Source organism: Streptomyces sp. NPDC053673 (assembly GCF_055585225.1).
The window spans coordinates 31,370-49,463 of sequence record NZ_JBVJKN010000030.1; the positions used below are offsets into that span (position 1 = coordinate 31,370).

At 70.9% G+C, this 18,094-nt stretch carries 16 protein-coding genes; 11 read left to right on the forward strand and 5 right to left on the reverse strand.

Going from position 1 to position 18,094, the window contains the following annotated elements; all coding sequences use genetic code 11:
- Window positions 1-85: 85 nt before the first annotated feature.
- From ACZ6ZQ_RS30710 to ACZ6ZQ_RS30720, 3 genes are all read right to left on the reverse strand, one after another.
- A complete protein-coding gene (locus ACZ6ZQ_RS30710) occupies window positions 86-2,290 on the reverse strand; it encodes a lipopolysaccharide biosynthesis protein (RefSeq protein ID WP_469771783.1) in 2,205 nt (734 codons plus the stop codon).
- Window positions 2,283-3,482 carry a DegT/DnrJ/EryC1/StrS family aminotransferase gene (locus ACZ6ZQ_RS30715; RefSeq protein WP_469771784.1) on the reverse strand — a complete coding sequence of 400 codons (1,200 nt, stop codon included), beginning with the start codon at window positions 3,480-3,482 and terminating at the stop codon, window positions 2,283-2,285. Before ACZ6ZQ_RS30715 ends, ACZ6ZQ_RS30710 begins: the two co-directional genes overlap by 8 nt.
- Window positions 3,483-3,598: 116 nt before the next feature.
- Window positions 3,599-4,546 carry an RNA polymerase sigma factor SigF gene (locus ACZ6ZQ_RS30720; RefSeq protein WP_469771785.1) on the reverse strand — a complete coding sequence of 316 codons (948 nt, stop codon included), beginning with the start codon at window positions 4,544-4,546 and terminating at the stop codon, window positions 3,599-3,601.
- A gap of 242 nt (window positions 4,547-4,788) precedes the next feature.
- On the opposite strand from ACZ6ZQ_RS30720, the gene ACZ6ZQ_RS30725 reads away from it, so the two are divergent.
- From ACZ6ZQ_RS30725 to ACZ6ZQ_RS30750, 6 genes are all read left to right on the forward strand, one after another.
- Entirely contained in the window at window positions 4,789-5,157 is a 369-nt protein-coding gene (locus ACZ6ZQ_RS30725) for an STAS domain-containing protein (protein WP_453667077.1), read from the forward strand.
- 134 nt (window positions 5,158-5,291) lie between these two features.
- Window positions 5,292-5,795: an ATP-binding protein gene (locus ACZ6ZQ_RS30730; protein WP_469771786.1), complete on the forward strand. Its 504-nt coding sequence runs from the start codon at window positions 5,292-5,294 to the stop codon at window positions 5,793-5,795.
- A 191-nt stretch (window positions 5,796-5,986) separates the two neighbouring features.
- On the forward strand, window positions 5,987-6,661 hold the full coding sequence (locus tag ACZ6ZQ_RS30735; RefSeq protein WP_469771827.1) for a peptidase: 675 nt from the start codon (window positions 5,987-5,989) through the stop codon (window positions 6,659-6,661).
- 18 nt (window positions 6,662-6,679) lie between these two features.
- Window positions 6,680-7,516, forward strand: a complete 837-nt coding sequence (locus ACZ6ZQ_RS30740) for a COG1470 family protein (RefSeq protein WP_469771787.1) — start codon at window positions 6,680-6,682, stop codon at window positions 7,514-7,516.
- Between the two features lie 101 nt (window positions 7,517-7,617).
- Window positions 7,618-8,679, forward strand: coding sequence for a hypothetical protein (locus tag ACZ6ZQ_RS30745; protein WP_469771788.1), 1,062 nt, complete (start codon window positions 7,618-7,620; stop codon window positions 8,677-8,679).
- Between the two features lie 14 nt (window positions 8,680-8,693).
- The gene (locus ACZ6ZQ_RS30750; protein ID WP_469771789.1) at window positions 8,694-10,055 is read left to right on the forward strand and encodes a hypothetical protein; all 1,362 of its coding nucleotides are present in this window, start codon (window positions 8,694-8,696) and stop codon (window positions 10,053-10,055) included.
- Between the two features lie 153 nt (window positions 10,056-10,208).
- On the opposite strand, the gene ACZ6ZQ_RS30755 is transcribed toward ACZ6ZQ_RS30750, so the two are convergent.
- Entirely contained in the window at window positions 10,209-11,732 is a 1,524-nt protein-coding gene (locus tag ACZ6ZQ_RS30755; RefSeq protein ID WP_469771790.1) for a peptide MFS transporter, read from the reverse strand.
- Between the two features lie 470 nt (window positions 11,733-12,202).
- Here ACZ6ZQ_RS30755 and ACZ6ZQ_RS30760 point away from each other — a divergent pair, with 470 nt between their 5' ends.
- A complete protein-coding gene (locus ACZ6ZQ_RS30760; RefSeq protein WP_453661258.1) occupies window positions 12,203-12,880 on the forward strand; it encodes a response regulator transcription factor in 678 nt (225 codons plus the stop codon).
- Between the two features lie 60 nt (window positions 12,881-12,940).
- Window positions 12,941-14,206, forward strand: coding sequence for an ATP-binding protein (locus ACZ6ZQ_RS30765; protein ID WP_469771791.1), 1,266 nt, complete (start codon window positions 12,941-12,943; stop codon window positions 14,204-14,206).
- A gap of 151 nt (window positions 14,207-14,357) precedes the next feature.
- Here ACZ6ZQ_RS30765 and ACZ6ZQ_RS30770 read toward each other — a convergent pair whose 3' ends face one another.
- Complete coding sequence (locus ACZ6ZQ_RS30770; RefSeq protein WP_469771792.1) at window positions 14,358-14,873, reverse strand: GtrA family protein; 516 nt, start codon at window positions 14,871-14,873, stop codon at window positions 14,358-14,360.
- A gap of 210 nt (window positions 14,874-15,083) precedes the next feature.
- Here ACZ6ZQ_RS30770 and ACZ6ZQ_RS30775 point away from each other — a divergent pair, with 210 nt between their 5' ends.
- From ACZ6ZQ_RS30775 to ACZ6ZQ_RS30785, 3 genes are read left to right on the forward strand one after another with little or no spacing between them, the layout of a single operon-like run.
- The gene (locus ACZ6ZQ_RS30775) at window positions 15,084-16,223 is read left to right on the forward strand and encodes a 5-(carboxyamino)imidazole ribonucleotide synthase (protein WP_469771793.1); all 1,140 of its coding nucleotides are present in this window, start codon (window positions 15,084-15,086) and stop codon (window positions 16,221-16,223) included.
- Between the two features lie 5 nt (window positions 16,224-16,228).
- Window positions 16,229-16,753, forward strand: coding sequence for a 5-(carboxyamino)imidazole ribonucleotide mutase (purE, locus tag ACZ6ZQ_RS30780; RefSeq protein ID WP_469771794.1), 525 nt, complete (start codon window positions 16,229-16,231; stop codon window positions 16,751-16,753).
- Between the two features lie 10 nt (window positions 16,754-16,763).
- Window positions 16,764-17,942 carry a dipeptidase gene (locus ACZ6ZQ_RS30785; RefSeq protein ID WP_469771795.1) on the forward strand — a complete coding sequence of 393 codons (1,179 nt, stop codon included), beginning with the start codon at window positions 16,764-16,766 and terminating at the stop codon, window positions 17,940-17,942.
- Window positions 17,943-18,094 lie beyond the last annotated feature (152 nt).

Below are 18,094 nucleotides of genomic sequence, written 5' to 3' on the forward strand. Positions count from 1 at the left end.
CCCCCACCGGGGCGCTCTAGCGTGCGTCGACGGTCGATCGTGCTCGGTCCTTCGCGCGGCGGTAGCCGCATGTTCAATACAGCCCTCAGGACCTCTGCGCGTTCTCCCTTTCACTGTGTTCGCTGAGCAGCCTCCGGCTGCGGGCCGCGCGCCCCTTCGGCTCACTCGCCCGGGCGTAGGCCACCGCCGCGACCGCCGCCGCGAAGAAGCCGGTGAGCACGGGCAGCGCGGCCGCGGCGAACGCGGCCTGGGCCGCCCAGCCCGCCACCGCCAGCACCCACACCGCGCCCGCCGTGACCCGGCCGGGCGCGCCGAGGGCGTGCAGCGCGGTGGCGGCCAGGCCCAGGCAGAGCAGCTGCAGCACGATCGGCAGGACCGCGAGGATGCCGGCGGTGCTGTCCAGCCCCGCCGCGCCGGCGAGAAGGTCCGCGAGCGCCGTGTGTCCGGGCCCGGCGGCGGGGTGCGGCCTGATCCCCAGCAGCAGCGGCGCGGTGTGCAGCGCGGCGACGGTGGTCAGCAACCCGGCGGCGAGCAGTACGGGGCGCAGCCGGTGCAGCGACACCGCCGCGCTGCACAAGACGATCAGCAGCACGCCGGCGGTGACCGTGACCGGGGGCAGGGCGCGAAGCAGCTCGGTGCCGGACAGCCGCCCGGCGGTGACGTCCTCGGCCCGGGACAGCGGGATCCAGAACAGTCCGGCGGCGAGGCCGAGCAGCAGCCACAGCCAGGTGGTCAGCCAGGACTCGTCCTCGCGTCCGGACGCCTGCTGGGGGACGTACACGGGGATCCCGAAGGCGGGGGTCGCCGTCTCGTGCACACCCCGCAGATACACGGTCTCGCGCGTCCAGTCGGAGTCTTGCCGTGCGTCCGCCGCCCGCCGCTCGGCCGCCTTGCGGGCCCAGGTCGTGCCGTACTTCTCGGCGCCGGTCCGGCGCCGTCGCAGCAGCCGGGCGGCCCGGGACGGCCTCGGTTCGCGCCCCATCAGCGCCGCCCGTACGCCCGGTGCCGAGGCGACGGCCGTCAGCGACATGGAGAGCAGCATGGCGAGACCCGCACCGGAGATCCCGGCCGGGCCGAGCAGCACCGCCGCGCTGCCCAGCACCAGCGTGCACATCGCGCCCTGGAGCACGGCGAGCACGCCCGTACGCCCCTGGACGCGCAGCACTCCGATGTACAGCTCGACCACGACGCGGGGCAGCGCTGCGGCGGCCAGCAGCCGCAGCACCGTCGTGCCGTGCTCGGCGTAGTCCGGGCCGAACGGGGCGAGGATCTGCGGGGCGAGGACGACGAGGACGACGACGACCGGAACGAGCAGCACCGTCATCCGCCGCAGCGCCCCGCGCACCCCGTCGGCGAGGCTGTCCGGGCTGTGCGAGGCGTGTGCGGTGAGGGAGGAGGCCATGTTGATGGCCATGAACTCCATCGTGCCGCCGACGGTGTAGGCGATGTAGAAGAAGCCGTTGTGCGCGGCGTCGAAGCGGACGGCGACCATCACCGGCAACAGATTGATCATCGCCAGGGAGAACAGCGCCCCGACGGAGTCCCCGGCGAGGAACCGTCCGATGTCCCGCATCCGCGGCGGCTCGCGGTCGCGGTCGGCAGCGGCCTGCCGGGGAATGAGCCGGCGGAAGACCAGCCAGCCGAGGGGCAGCACGGACAGGCCGATCGCCGCCGCCCACGACACGAAGACGCCGAGCACCGGCATGGCGGTGGCGAACGCGGCGAGCAGCAGCAGCTTGCCGATGGAGAACACGGCGTTGCCCACCGGCACCCACACCGCCTTGCGCAGCCCGGTCAGCACCCCGTCCTGCAGCGTCAGCAGCGCCCACGCGACGCACGATGCGGTGAACACGAGCCCGGCGGTGAAGCCGCGCAGCGGGGCGTACGAGGGCCCCCAGAGGTCCAGCGTGACCAGGAACGCGGCACAGGCGACGCACACCACGAGCGAACTCACCGCGTACGCCCGCCACACCAGCGGTCCGGTGGCCCGCCCGGCCCGCGGTACGTACCGCACCACCGCGCCGATCATCGTGGTCGCGGTGACCGACGCGAGCAGCCGCATCGCCGCGATCGCCGCCGAGCCCTGTCCGACGGCCTCCTCCGTGTAGTACCGCGCGGCCACCAGCCAGAACCCCAGCCCCAGCGCGGCCGAGACCCCCGTGGACAGCATCAGCGCATAGGCGTTGCGGAACATCGAGTCCCCGCCGGCCGCTTCGGCGGCGACCGCGGCCGGTGCGGCCGGGGCCTCCCCGGCCGCGTCAGGTCCGCGCAGTCGGGTCGTATCAGCCACCGGTCCCGCCCCGGGGCGGGACGTCGGCCGGGCGTACGCCCGACTCCCGCAGTACGGCGATGATGCGCTCCGCCTTCAGCGGATCCGCCGGGAGGGCGTGGCGGGCGAACCAGCGGGCCGGTTCGGGGGACGGGGACAGGTCCGTGAAGAGCTCGCCGGCATAGTCGTCGAGCGGCGGATCGTAGAGGTAGCCCGTGGTGATGCGGTGCCGGGCGAGCGCGGCGATCGCGGCGTCGCGGTCGGCGACCAGCAGCGGGACGCGGAACAGCGGTTGTACTCCGCCGGGTCCGGGTCCGGGTGCGCCCCACGGGGTCGCCAACAGCCGCCGCGTGCCGACGAGATGTGCGTCGAGACGCTCGTCGAGCCGGTCCAGCAGCCGGGCCGTGCGTCTGTGCCGCAGCCGTCCCGCGGTGACGCGGTAGTCGTGCATGTCGACCCGTACCCAGGAGTGGAAGGGGGCGAGCGCGGGCGCCGCCGACACCGCCTGCTTCAGTTCGCCCGCCCGCAACGGCATCCGGATCTCCTCGCGCTCCTCCATGCCGAGCAGCCGCATCACCGCCCGTGCCGCCCGCACGAGCCGCAGTCCGCGCACGCCCGCCTCCGCGTACGGCCGTACGGCGTAGGCGAGTTCGGAGAGCAGCCGGGACGGTACGAGGAGGTCGTCGCGGGCCTCCTCCAGAGCGCCGCGCAACGACGGGTCGGCGAGGGCCAGAAAGCCCCCGGTCTTCGCCGCCGTGTGCTTGGAGAGGCTGAAGACCGACGCGTCACCGTACGAACCGACCGGGCGCCCGCCCACCCGCGACCCGATCGCGTGCGCCGCGTCCTCCAGCAGCGGTATGCCCGACGCGTCGCAGCGGGCCCGCAGTTCGGGCGCCGGGTCGGGATTTCCGTACAGATTGGTGGTGATGACCGCGGCCAGCCCGCCCCACACCGGGTCGGGGACGGCCGCGACGTCGATGGAGCCGTCGCGCGGGTCCAGCGGCGCCTGGACGGGCCGGAGTCCGGCGGCGAGCACCACGAAGAAGATGACGTCGTCGTTGACGGGCGACATCAGCACCCGCCCACCGGGCCGGCACCAGTGGCGCAGTGCCACGTACAGCCCGAGACGGCACGACGGTACGTAGAGACATTCCCTGCCGAGGCGGTCGCGCATCCGCGCTTCCCATGTCCCCAGCGGCTCCCCAACAGCCATATCGTCCCCCCTGAGCCCCGGGCTCAATGTGGCCCATACCGGACCGCACCGTCAATAAGGCGGAAGGGCCCGTCCCTTGACGGAACGGACCCTTCGGGCGGGGACGGTCACGACGGTCACTCCTCGACCGTGAGTCCCTTCCTGAGCCTGTTCAGGGTGCGGGAGAGCAGGCGCGACACATGCATCTGCGAGATGCCGAGCTCGTCGCCGATCTCCGACTGGGTCATGCCGGCGACGAAACGGAGGGAGAGGATCTGGCGGTCGCGCGGCGGCAGCGAGGCGATGAGGGGCTTCAGCGACTCGATGTACTCGATGCCTTCGAGGCCATGGTCCTCGTACCCGATGCGGTCCGCGAGGGCGCCCTCGGTCTCGTCCTCCTCCGGCTGGGCGTCCAGCGAGCTCGCGGTGTACGCGTTGCTCGCCGCCATGCCCTCGACGACCTCGTCGTTGCTGAGGCCGAGCCGCTCGGCGAGCTCGCCGACGGTGGGTGAGCGGTCGAGCTGCTGGGCGAGTTCGTCGCCGGCCTTGGCGAGATCGAGGCGGAGCTCCTGCAACCGCCGCGGCACGCGCACGGACCAGGACGTGTCGCGGAAGAAGCGCTTGATCTCGCCGACGATGGTCGGCATCGCGAAGGTCGGGAACTCGACGCCCCTGCTGAGCTCGAAGCGGTCGATGGCCTTGATGAGGCCGATCGTGCCCACCTGGATGATGTCCTCCATCGGCTCGCTGCGGGAGCGGAACCGGGAGGCGGCGAACTTGACCAGGGCGAGGTTGAGTTCGACCAGCGTGTTGCGGACGTACGCGTACTCGTGAGTGCCTTCCTCAAGGACTTCGAGGCGGGCGAAGAGCGTCTTCGACAGCGCCCGGGCGTCCACCGGTCCGACTTCGTCGAACGGCGGGATCGCCGGGAGACCGAGCTGTCCGAGCTGCTCGGAGTGTTCGAGCTGTTTGTGGTCGTTCGCGTGGTGCTCGTGGATCTCGTTGTGCTCGGGGGATTCGAGGTGATCGTGCAGACGTGTCGACGGCGCGTAGGGGGTTCGCGATTCGTCGAGCCGGGGTGACATGGTCTCCTCCATCGTTCTCGGCATATGGCTGCCGATGCCAATTTCTGTCGCTGCGGTGTGCGGCGCCTCCGAAGCCGGCCGTGTTGATTGGTGTCCCTACTAGCCCTACCCGGTCTTTGCCGAACCTTGCAAGTGTCAAATGTCATACATGTCTGTTTTATGGGGGAGTTCGAGTGCCAGCCGGCGTACGAAAGGCGTAATGTTCTACGGACGTCAGACGGCATCGGCGAAGAGGGACGGGCATGGACCGTGGGACGGTCGGCAGCGCGAATCGGGGCCGACTTCGGGTCGAGGTGCGAACCGAGGGCCGGAGTGAAGTCGTGACGCCGGCGGGTGAGCTCGATCACCACACGGCCGATCTGTTGCGTGCGCCACTCGACGACGCGCTGGATCAAGGGCGTACACGCTTGGTCGTCGACTGCTCACACCTTGAGTTCTGTGATTCCACCGGCCTCAATGTGCTGCTCGGTGCCCGGCTCAAGGCCGAGGCTGTCGGGGGAGGGGTTCATTTGGCCGGGATGCTGCCCGTCGTGGCCCGGGTCTTCGAGATCACCGGTGCGGAGGCGGTCTTCACCGTTCATGACTCGCTCGGAGCGGCACTGACCGACTGACCGCCGCCGTCCGTCCGGCCGCGTGGGTGTTGCCGCGACACGTCCGGGCAGGAGACCCCCGCGGACTGCACGGAACCCCGCACTCTCTGTATTGACTCAACTGCGAACTGGTGAATCGGTGAGGTGAAGCGCTGATGAGCACCACCCGGCAGCATCCGCCGGGCGACCACGGCCCCGAGCCGACCGGTGCCCGCGCCGACGACGCCGACGGTGGATCCGTCGTCCCCGACGGCCGGATGCGCACCCTCGCGCTGGAAAGCGCCAGCGGCATCGTCCCGCTCGCCCGCGACTTCACCCGGCAGGCCCTCTACGACTGGGGCTGGCTGCCCGCCGCCTCCGCCGACCGCAGGGCGGCCGCCGAGGACGTCCTGCTCGTCGTCTCCGAGCTGGTCACCAACGCCTGTCTGCACGCGGAGGGCCCCGAGCGGCTGCGGGTCTCCAGCGACGCGAAGGTGCTGCGCCTGGAGGTCTCCGACCGCGGCACGGGCCAGCCGGCGCCGCGCACCCCGCACCGGGCCGGCCGGCCCGGCGGGCACGGGATGTTCATCGTGCAGCGGCTCTGCCTGGACTGGGGAGTGGTGCGGACGCCGGGGATGCCCGGCAAGACGGTGTGGGCGGAGCTGGCCGCGCCCTCTTAGCGTCCTGTCCGGCGGCCTCTTGGCGTCCTGTCCGGCGGCGGCGCGACCCCGCGGTTTTGAAGCTGTTGTGGAGCACGGTGATCCGCCGTGCTCTTTGTCTTCCCTCCATCAGGGCCCAGGCGTACCTTGAGCGCCCAATCTGATGTGTCGTCAGTAACATTCGGCGACCTTCCGGCATGAGGGGATTCGAGGTGTCGTACCAGAAGCGGACAGCTCTCACCCTGGCAGCGGCGGTGGCGGGCTCGGTGGTGCTGATGGCCGCACCCGCCGCCCATGCCGAAGTCGTGGACGTGAACTACCAGTGCCAGACGCCGATCGGGCCCAAGGGCGCCGTGTCGCCGATCGACATCAAGGGCGTCAAGAGCGGCAGCGGCTACAAACTCACGATGTCCTTCCAGAAAGGGGTGTCGTCCAGCCCGGTCGAGCTGGGCAAGGGCGCGATGAACCCGAGCGCGCTCATCGAGCTGGGCGGCGTGGAGGACGGCACGGTCCCGGTGTCCGGACCGCCGAACGCGGCGGCGATTCCCGCCAACACCCCCATCAAAATCAACGACTTGACGGGTACGTACACCCCGAAGAAGAGCGGCAAGGTCACCTTCACCGCCGGGGTGCTCACCATCAAGGCACTCGGTACGACCACGACCTGCACCCCCAAGAACAATCCGAAGCCGTCGCTGGAACTCGACGTCCAGGGCTCGGGCGGCGGGGGCGGTTCGCAGACGGCCTCGGGCTCGGGCGAACTGCCCAGGACCGGCCCGCTCGACTCGGCCCTCGCGCTCGGCACGCTCGGCGGCACCGTGCTGCTCACGGGAGCGGCGGGCGTCCTGTGGCTGACCCGCCGCAGCGACGCGCGGTCCACGAGCTGACACAACCGGGGGAGCGCCGTGATCACCGCTGCCGCCGCCGCACTGCTGTACGTGCTCTCCACAGCCGCGCCCGCCGCGACGGCCGCCGAGCCGGGCTGGACGGCGGAGCCCGCGACAGGCGGCAGACCGTACGTCTACGTGGAGGGCCCGCCGGGCACGGTGCTGGAGGACCGGCTGTCCGTGACCAACCGCGGTACCGAGCCGCTGACCGTACGGCTGCGTGCGGCCGGGACCAGCTGGATCGCCCTCGCCGGGGACCCGGTGACCGTTCCGCCCCGCACCCGCGCCGATGTGCCGTTCGCCGTCACCGTGCCGACGTCCGCGGTGCCCGGCGACCACCCCGCCCGCGTCGTCGCGTCGGCCGGCGGCCGCGAGGCGGTCGTACGCGTCCATGTGCGGGTCAGCGGCCCGACCCTCGCCGCGCTCACCGTGGAGGACGTCCGGGTGGAAGGAGGCCGCATCCACTACGCCCTGGTCAACCGCGGCAACACGGTCCTCGCGCCGCGCCTGGCCGTCCGCGCGGAGGGCCTCACCGGCGAACTGCTGCGGCGCCCTGCCCGCCCGCTGCCCGTGGAACTCCGCCCCGGACAGCGCGTCGAACTGACCGAACTCTGGGCCGATCCGCCCGCCCTCGACTCCGTCGACGTCACCCTCCGTGCAACGGCCCCGGGGGCCGCCCAGGCCGAGGCGACGGCCTCCGCGGTCTACGTGCCGTGGGCCGGGGTGACGGGCGGGGCGCTTGCGCTCGGAGCGGCGGCCGGGGCAGCGCTGCTGTGGCGCACGCGCCGTCGGCAGCCGATGGCCGAACCGACCGCTACCCAACGGCAATTGGCGAAGGCAGGAGCTCAAAGGTGAACGGCGGCAAGTTTCCCCTCCGCCCCGCAGAATCAGCCCCGCCGGCGGTTGAGGCGCGGGGTCCGGGGCGGCGCCCCGGCGGTGGCTGGGGCGGAGCCCCCATGCGGCGGAGCCGCACATCGACACAGCGGGAAGGGGCGGGGAGGGAAGAAGCCTGCGGCGTGCGCGTCGCGGTGGCCCTCGCCGCACTCCTCGCCGCGGCCTTCAGCCTCGCGGCCATCGCCCCGCCCGCCCTCGCCACGGACACCAAGCCCACGGTCAGCCTCTCCGCCCCGCAGGCGGGCAAAGGCGGCGACCTCACCGTCAGCGGCGCCGGATGGCGACCGGGCGCGCTGCTGATGATGCTCATCTGCGGACAGGCCACACCCGACCGTGGCGTGATCGGCGGCACCAACTCCTGCGCCAACGCGGACGGCCGCGCCGTCACCACCGACGCCAAGGGCGCGTTCAGCAAGAAGATGCCGGTCGCGGAGCCCCCGAAGCCCTGCCCGTGCGTCGTGCACGTGGCGACCGTCACCGGCGAACAGGCCCTCGTGGACGCCCCGTTCACCGTCGCGGGTCACCCCGCCGCCCCGCTTCCCCAATCCACCGGAGGCGGGAAGCTCGCCGTGCTCGCGGCCGTCGATCTGCGGGGATCGAGCGGCCTGCTCGTGTGGTTCGGCGCCCCGCCGAGCCGCGAGCTGGTCTTCACCGTCGGCAATCTCGGCTCCGCCCCGGTCCAGAACCCCGTCTTCGAGGTCGGCACCGCCCATGGCGTCTTCGCCCCGCAGTGGGAGGAGCGGCAGTGGCGCGGCACCATCCAGCCGGGGAAGAAAGCGCAGATCAAGCTGCCCGTCCAGCTGTCGGCGGGGGCGCACGGCGACTACCAGGTCTCGGTGAGGTACGGCTCGAAGGTGCTGGTCGAGCAGCCGTGGGGCGTGGGCAGGCCCTGGGGTGTGACGCTCTTCTGGGTGCTGCTGGCCGTGGTCGTCCCGGCCGCGCTGTTCCGGATCGGGATGGCGGTCGTCGACCGCATGCGACCACGGCGCGGCGCCTCCCCTCCCGGCCGTCACCGCAATGCACCGCGCACCGAACCGGTGCCACCCACCGCCACGGCCCTGCCGTGGTTCACCCCGGACTCCGCACCGTCAGAGAACCGACCCACGACGAAGGGACACACGTGAGCACGCAACGGAGGATGAGCGCGGCAGGGGTCGCGCTGATGCTCTGCGGCGCGGGGATCCTGCTGACCGCGGGACCGGCCCACGCCGCCGAGGTGTCGTACAGGACGGAGTGCATCCCCCCGCCGATCTCCGGTCTGCCGCCCGTCCAGGGCACCACCAAGGTGCAGATCACCGCGCCCGCGGAGGCCAAGGTCGGCGACGAGATCGAGGTGGTCTGGAAGACCGTCCAGGCCGCGTCCAAGAACCCCGACGTCCTGGACCTGGAGAAGGACACGGTCAAACCGACGGGCACCCTCAAGGTCGCCGGGGCGCAGGCGGCCGATCTGGCGATGGAGGGACCGCGGCAGAACCCGCCGATCCCCAAGAACAGCCCGATGGTGCTGCCCGACATGAAGGGCAAGCTGAAGCTGACGGCTCCCGGCGAGATCACGCTGACCCCGGGCGCGTACAACATCAATGTCTCCAAGCCGATCTCGACGGACACCAAGTGCTCGCCGAAGGAGACGGTGCAGCCGGGCGCGACCGTCAAGGTGACGGACGGCGGAGGGACTTCGGGCGGTACGACGACGGGTGGCTCCACGAGCGGCGGCAGTGACTCCGGCGGTTCGACCGCCGGCGGCACGAGCAGCTCCGGCGGTTCCACGAGCGGTGGCAGCGACTCCGGCGGATCGACCGCCGGCGGCACGAGCAGCTCCGGCGGTACGACAGGCGGCGGTGGCGGCCAGACCGACTTCGAGGGCAAGGAGGTCCAGGTCGCCTACTCCTGCAAGACGCCCATCGGCGACAAGGAGGCCGTCTCCCCGGTGAAGATCAACGCCAAGAAGAACGGCGGGAACTACGACCTCACCGTGAAGTTCTCCAAGTCCGTCATGGACAGCCCCGCCGATATCCCGGCCGACTCCGTCAAGCCGTCCATGGAGGTGAAGCTCGGCGGCGCCGACAAGGGCTTCGTCCATGTCGAGGGCCCCACGAACAAGGAGCCCATCAAGGCCGGCGACCCGATCGAGATCCCGGATCTGACCGGTACGTACAAGCCGGGCGCCAGCGGAAAGTCCACGCTCAGCCCGGGCGTCCTCACGGTCAAGGCCCTCGGTACGACGACGACCTGCACCCCGCCCGCGAATGTCGGGGTCTCCCTGGAGCTCGACACCTCCGCCCAGCCGGGCGGCGCGAGCGGCGGCTCCGGTGGCTCCGGCGGATCGGCCTCCGGGTCCGCGGGCGGCGGCGACGCCTCGGGCGGCGGCCTCGCCGAAACCGGCGCCGAGGACGGCGGGGCCCTGCACGCCCTCGCCCTCGTCGCGGGCACGGTGATCCTGCTGGGCGGCGCGGTGTTCACGTTCACACCGTGGCGGCGACTGCGCGGCACGACCCGCTGATCGCGACCTGCTGGTCACGATCCGCTGGTCACGATCCGCTGGTCACGATCCGCTGGTCACGACCTGCTCGTCACGTCTCTCCGAGAACGGCGAAGGGCCGCCGCACCACACCGGTGCGGCGGCCCTTCGTACACGGAGCGCGTACGGACCAGGTCAGTGGACGTTGCCCATGAGCGCCTGGACCTTCTTGCGGTACATCCAGATCGCCACACCCGCGACAACGGCGAGCAGGGCCTGCAGGCCGATGATGCCCGTACCGTTCAGGTCGACACCGGCGAGCGAGAGAAGCCCCGTCGTGCAGTCGCCCGCGGTGACGGCCAGGAACCACACACCCAGCATCCGGCTCGAGTACTTCTGCGGAGCCATCTTCGTGGTCACCGACAGACCCACCGGGGACAGGCACAGCTCGGCGATCGTCTGGATCATGTAGATCGAGACGAGCCACATCGGGCTGACCTTGGAGCCGTCGCCCGCGAGGCCCATCGGCACGATGAAGACGAAGAACGAGCCGCCGACCAGCACCAGGGCCATCGCGAACTTCACGATGGTGTTGGGCTCCTTGTTGCGGCGTGCCAGCGCCAGCCACATCCAGGCGAAGACCGGGGCCAGCGCCATGATGAACAGCGGGTTCAGCGACTGGAACCAGGTGGCCGGGAAGGCCATGCCGAGCAGGCTGTCGGCGGTCTTGCTGTCGGCGAAGAGCGAGAGGGTCGAACCACCCTGGTCGTAGATCATCCAGAAGACGGCCGCGGCGACGAAGAACCAGATGTAGCCGGAGACCTTGGACTGCTCGACCTTGTCCAGATCCTTGTCGCGCTTGATGCGGACCAGCACGGCGACCGGGATGAGCAGACCGGCGAGGGTGATCGGGACCAGCGCCCAGTTCAGGGTGTACATGCCGGCGGCGACGACGATGCCGTAGAAGGCGGCGACGAGCGCGGTGCCGAGGACGACCTTGGTGAGGACGGCCTTGCGCTCCTGAGCGGTGAGCGGGTTGGGGACGACGCTGCTCTTCGGGCTCAGGTTGCGGGTGCCGATCAGGAACTGGGCCAGACCCAGCGCCATGCCGACCGCGGCGAGCAGGAAGCCGAGGTGCCAGTTCTGCTTCTCACCGACGGTGCCGATGACCAGCGGCGCGGCGAAGGCACCGAGGTTGATGCCGATGTAGAAGATCGTGAAGCCACCGTCACGGCGCGGGTCGTCGGGACCGTCGTAGAGGTGGCCCACCATCGTGGAGATGTTGGCCTTCAGCAGACCGGAGCCGGCCGCGACGAGCGCGAGACCGACGAAGAACATCGCCTGACCGGGGACGGCGAGCGAGAGGTGGCCCGCCATGATGACGAAGCCCGCGATGGTGACGGTCTTGCGGGCGCCCCAGACGCGGTCGCCGAACCAGCCGCCCGGCATGGCCATGAGGTAGACCATCGACACATAGACGGAGTAGATGGCCGTGGCAGTGACCGCGGTCATCGCAAGGCCGCCGCCCTGGCTGCCCGTCGCGGCGTCCGCGCCGCCGGAGACCAGGTACAGAACCAGAAGGGCACGCATGCCGTAGTAGGAGAAGCGCTCCCACATCTCGGTCATGAAGAGGGTGGCCAGGCCGCGGGGGTGGCCGAAGAAGGTCCTGTCGGAGCCAGCGGGGCTGGTCGCCGAGTCCTTCGTCAGGCTGGACGCCATGTCGATCCTTGCTGCTCGGGACGCGTCCGCTTGGTGAGCGGGTGCTCGCGCCCGGTGGGGGGCGGCCGGCACCGGCGGGGAAGGTCCCGCCCCACGCCCGAGGGGCCCGTCATTCGTTGGTGAACGAAGACGAGGGACACGTCCGCACCGGGATCCACGCCCCGCGCGCGGCGACGCGCGAGAGGCCCGGCCCACAGGTCATTCACTGTCGGCACCGGCTGATGGCCGGCTCCGCACAGAAAAGAGACCCTTGGTGCACAAAGCAGCCAAAGGTCCCCGAGTAGTGCTAAAGGCGTCTCGCCACCATACGACACGACAGTGGGGCATATGAAAGGGCTTGAGATGAGGATCACAGGCCCACGTGGAACCGTCTGCCCAGTTTCGAAGGTGATGAACAGGATCTCATCCCAGACCGGCAGGCCTTGTGGATCACGCCTCGGCGTGTCCGCGCCGCGGACTACCATCACCCCATGACCCGTGTACTGCTCGCCGAGGACGACGCATCCATCTCCGAGCCGCTGGCGCGCGCCCTGCGCCGGGAGGGGTACGAGGTCGAGGTCCGCGAGGACGGTCCGACCGCGCTCGACGCCGGGCTCCAGGGCGGCATCGACCTGGTGGTGCTGGACCTCGGGCTGCCCGGGATGGACGGCCTCGAAGTGGCGCGGCGGCTCCGTGCCGACGGGCACAGCGTGCCGATCCTGGTGCTGACGGCCCGGGCCGACGAGGTGGACACGGTGGTCGGCCTGGACGCCGGCGCCGACGACTACGTGACCAAGCCGTTCCGGCTCGCCGAGCTGCTGGCCCGGGTCCGGGCGCTGCTCCGGCGCGGCGCCACGGAGCCGGCCGCGGCGCCCGCCACCCACGGCGTGCGGATCGACGTCGAATCGCACCGCGCCTGGATGGGCGACGAGGAGCTGCAGCTCACGGCGAAGGAGTTCGACCTGCTGCGCGTCCTGGTCCGGGACGCCGGCCGGGTCGTCACCCGTGACCAGCTGATGCGCGAGGTGTGGGACACCACGTGGTGGTCGTCCACCAAGACACTGGACATGCACATCTCCTGGCTCCGCAAGAAGCTGGGCGACGACGCGGCGAACCCGCGCTACATCGCGACCGTCCGGGGCGTCGGCTTCCGCTTCGAGAAGAGCTGAGCAGCAAGGACTGCGGGGGCCCCGCCCCCACATCCCCGCAAAACCCGCCCGGAGGGCACCGTGCGCCGCCGACTCATCAACTCCACCCTGGCCGTGGTGCTCGTCGTCATCGCCGTCTTCGGCGTCTCCCTCGTCATCGTCGAGACACGCACCATCAGCAGCAGCGCCCAGGAGAGCGTGGACTCGGAGGCGCTGCGGCTGGTCAGCGTCATCGAGGCCAAGGTGCTGGAGCACGAGAAGGTCGACGACGGGGTGCTCGCCGAACAGATCGGGCCCGACCGGTACGCGGTGATCCGTATTCCGGGAAGGTCGCCGGTCGAGATCGGGCAGCAGCCCTCCGGGAGCGTGATCCGGGGCACCGCCACCGGTGAGCAGGGAGAGTCGGTCACCGTCGAGGAGTCCCGCTCCATCGTCACCCGTGAAGTCGGCCGCACATTGATGATCATCGGCGCCGTCGCACTGCTCGCCGTCGTCGCCGCCGTACTTCTGGCCGTGCGACAGGCCAACAAACTCGCGTCACCGCTGACCGACCTCGCGGAGACCGCGGAACGGCTCGGCTCCGGTGACCCCCGCCCCCGGCACAAGCGGTACGGCGTCCCCGAACTCGACCGGGTCGCCGACGTCCTCGACTCCAGCGCCGAACGGATCGCGCGCATGCTCACCGCCGAGCGCCGGCTCGCCGCGGACGCCTCCCACCAGCTCCGTACGCCGCTGACCGCGCTCTCCATGCGGCTCGAGGAGATCTCCGCGACCGACGACCCGGACACGGTCAAGGAGGAGGCGATCATCGCGCTGACCCAGGTGGAGCGGCTCACCGACGTCGTACAGCGGCTGCTCACGAATTCCCGCGACCCGCGCACCGGCTCGGCCGTCGCCTTCGACCTCGGCGAGGTCGTCAAGCAGCAGATCGAGGAGTGGCGCCCCGCGTACCGCAGCGCGGGCCGGGCGATCGTCTGCTCTGGCAAGCAGGGCCTGCGGGCCGTGGGCACACCGGGCGCCGTCGCCCAGGTGCTGGCGGCGCTGATCGAGAACTCGCTGATGCACGGCGGCGGCACCGTCGCCCTGCGCACCCGGGTCACCGGCAACCAGGCCGTCGTCGAGGTGACCGACGAGGGCCCCGGCGTACCGGCCGATCTCGGAGCCCGGATCTTCGAGCGGACCATCAGCGGACGCAACTCGACGGGGATCGGGCTGGCCGTCGCCCGTGATCTGGCGGAGGCGGACGGCGGGCGGCTGGAGCTGCTGCAGCAGCAGCCTCCGGTGTTCGCCCTGTTCCTGAGCCGGGAGGCGCGGCGGCTCAGGGAGCCCGAACGAACGATCCGCTGACGACGGGGAACGCACGATCCGCCGACGCGAGCCGGAACGCACGATCCGCCGACGCGAGCCGTAAAGCGCGATCCGCCGGCGCGAGCCGGAACGCGCGATCAGCTGACGCGAAAGCCCGCCGCCCGGGACCAGTGCCCGGCCACGGGGCGCGTCAGCTACGGACCCGGTGGGGCTGCTCCTGCTCCGCCGCGCGCTGCTCCAGGAACGATTCCGCCGTCTGCACGGCCTCGCGGGCGGGCAGTGCCCGGAACACCCACGTGCGGTACGACCAGAAGCGGAACAACGTCGCGACGCCGATCCCGAAGCACTTGAAGAAGTTGCTCTGCAGCGGGCTGTCCCAGTCGAAGCCGTACGTCGCCGTGTACAGCACACCGTTCTCGATCACCGCTCCGGCCGCGCTGAACAGCAGGAACAGCGTCAGCTCCTTGGTGCGGCCGCTCTTGTCGCGATCCCGGTACGTGAAGTAGCGGAAGCCCACGTAGTTGAAGAGGATCGCTATGAACGTCGCCAGAAGGCTGGCCCGCACCACCGGAATGTCGGTGGTCTGCCGCACCAGATTGAAGACTGCCATATTGACGAGCAGCCCCATGGCGCCGACAGCGCCGAACTTGGCGACCTCGCGCGCGAGCCGGTTCAGTCGCCCACGCAGGGCGCCCCGTTCGCTCATGGTGATCGTTCAGCCCCGTCCGGTCGGCCGATTCGACGATGCGGAGAGCATCGCGTCGGAGAACATCGCGTTGGAAACACCAACCCGACCATGCTAACCAGCACCCCTCTGAGTTGCCTGTGGACAACCGCGAAGGTGTCGCGGAGCTGTGGCATCGTACGAAGAAGCACACCGGACAGGGCCGTACGGAGCTCCGGATACCCTGAGAGGGTGACGTTCCCGGTAGTCGGCATGGTCGGCGGCGGTCAGCTCGCCCGTATGACCCACGAGGCGGGCATCCCCCTCGGCCTCAAGTTCAAGCTCCTCAGTGACACCCCTCAGGATTCCGCGGCCCAGGTGGTGAGCGATGTCGTCATCGGCGACTACCGCGACCTGGACACGCTGCGTGAGTTCGCGCGCGGCTGTGATGTGATCACCTTTGATCATGAGCATGTCCCGTTCGAGCACCTCCGGGCCCTGGAGGCGGCCGGAATCGCCGTCCGGCCGGGGCCCGACGCCTTGGTGCACGCCCAGAACAAGGGCGTGATGCGCGCGAAGCTCATGGAGATCGGGGTGCCCTGCCCCCGGCATCGCATCGTGGCGGACCCCGCCGATGTGACGGCGTTCGCCCAGGAGGTGGGGGGCTTCCCCGTGATCCTCAAGACGGTGCAGGGCGGCTACGACGGCAAGGGCGTCTGGTTCGTCCGCACGGAAGACGATGCCGAGGCCCCCTTCAGGGCGGGTGTGCCCGTGCTCGCCGAGGAGAAGGTCGACTTCCGCCGTGAGCTGGCGGCGAACATCGTCCGCTCCCCGCACGGCCAGGCCGTCGCCTACCCCGTCGTGGAGTCCCGGCAGGTCGACGGAGTCTGCGACACGGTGATCGCCCCTGCGCCCGATCTGGACGGGGAGCTGGCCGGCCAGGCCCAGCAGCTCGCCCTGCGCATCGCGAAGGAGCTCGATGTCGTCGGCCATCTGGCGGTCGAGCTGTTCGAGACCACCGACGGGCGAATCCTCGTCAACGAACTCGCGATGCGCCCGCACAACTCCGGCCACTGGACCCAGGACGGGGCCGTGACCTCGCAGTTCGCCAACCACGTCCGGGCCGTACTCGATCTGCCGCTCGGCGATCCGCGCCCGCGCGCCAAGTGGACCGTCATGTGCAATGTGCTGGGCGGCGACTATCCCGACATGTACTCGGCCTATCTGCACTGCATGGCACGGGATCCGCAGCTCAAGATTCATATGTATGGCAAGGACGTGAAGCCCGGCCGCAAGGTGGGGCATGTCAACACATACGGCGACGACCTCGACGACGTGCTGGAGCGCGCCCGTCACGCCGCCGGCTACCTGAGAGGAACAATCGTCGAGTGAACAGCATGAGCCGTCCTGCCGTAGGCATTGTCATGGGGTCCGACTCCGACTGGCCGGTCATGGAGGCCGCGGCACAGGCCCTCGACGAGTTCGAGATCGAGTACGAGGTCGACGTCGTCTCCGCGCACCGCATGCCGCGCGAGATGATCGCGTACGGCGAGGACGCCGCCGCGCGCGGTCTGAAGGCGATCATCGCGGGCGCGGGCGGCGCGGCGCATCTGCCGGGCATGCTCGCCTCGGTCACCCCGCTGCCGGTGATCGGCGTTCCGGTGCCGCTGAAGTACCTCGACGGCATGGACTCGCTGCTGTCGATCGTGCAGATGCCGGCGGGCGTGCCGGTGGCGACGGTGTCGGTGGGCGGCGCGCGCAACGCGGGTCTGCTGGCGGCCCGGATCCTCGCGACCCAGGACCCCGACCTGCTGGCCCGGATGCGGGAGTTCCAGCAGGAGCTCAACGACCAGGCGACCGAGAAGGGCAGGCGGCTGCGCGCCAAGGTCGAGGGCTCCCCGGCCTTCGGCTTCGGCAAGTAGGGCGGCGGCTGTGGACTTCCTCGCCGAGGCCCGTTCCCTTCTCGAGTCCTTCCCGGTGGCCGACGGCCACAACGACCTTCCGTGGGCGCTGCGCGAGCGGGTCCGCTACGACCTGGACCGGCTCGACATCGCGAGCGACCTGACCGGCAGCCTGCACACCGACATCCCCCGGCTGCGGGCCGGCGGGGTCGGGGCGCAGTTCTGGTCCGTGTACGTACGCAGCGACATGACCGGCGACGAGGCGGTCAGCGCCACGCTGGAGCAGATCGACGTCGTCGGCCAGCTGCTCGCCCGCTACCCGGCGGACCTGGCGCGGGCCAGGACCGCGGACGACATGGAGGCGGCGCGCAAGGAGGGCCGTATCGCCTCCCTGATGGGAGCGGAGGGCGGCCACTCCATCAACAACTCGCTCGCCACGCTGCGCGCGCTGCACGCGCTGGGCGTCCGCTACATGACGCTGACGCACAACGACAACAACGACTGGGCGGACTCGGCGACCGACGAGCCCGGCGTGGGCGGACTGTCGCCGTTCGGCCACGAGGTCGTCCGGGAGATGAACCGCACCGGCATGCTCGTGGACCTCTCGCACGTCGCCGCGACGACGATGCAGGACGCGCTGGACACGTCGGTGGCGCCGGTGATCTTCTCCCACTCGTCGGCGCGGGCGATCTGCGACCACCCGCGCAACATTCCGGACGAAGTGCTGGAGCGTCTTCCGGCGAACGGGGGCGTGGCGATGGCCACGTTCGTCCCCAAGTTCATCCTGCCGGAGGCGGTGGCCTGGACCCGGTCGGCGGACGAGAACATGCGGGCGCACGGGCTGCACCACCTGGACACCACCCCAGGGGCGATGGAGATCCACCGCGCCTTCGAGGCGGCGCATCCGCGCCCGGTCGCCACGGCCTCGACGGTCGCCGACCACCTCGACCACATGCGCGAGGCCGCCGGCATCGACCACATCGGCATCGGCGGCGACTACGACGGCACGGCCTTCGTCCCCGACGGCCTGGAGGACGTCGCGGGCTACCCCAACCTGATCGCGGAGCTGCTGCGCCGCGGCTGGTCGTCGGCCGACCTGGCGAAGCTGACGTGGCAGAACGCGGTACGGGTGCTGCGCGACGCGGAATCGGTGGCCGCGGACCTCCGGTCGACACGCGCCCCGTCGAACGCGACGCTCCAGTCCGCCTGACCCCCGACCGCGGCGGCACCGGGCACCTTCTCGGCCTGTCCGGTGCGTGTGGGTGCCGGGCACCTTCTCGGCCTGTCCGGTGCGTGTGGGTGCCGGGCACCTTCTCGGCCTGTCCGGTGCGTGTGGACGCCGGGCACCTTCTCGGCCTGTCC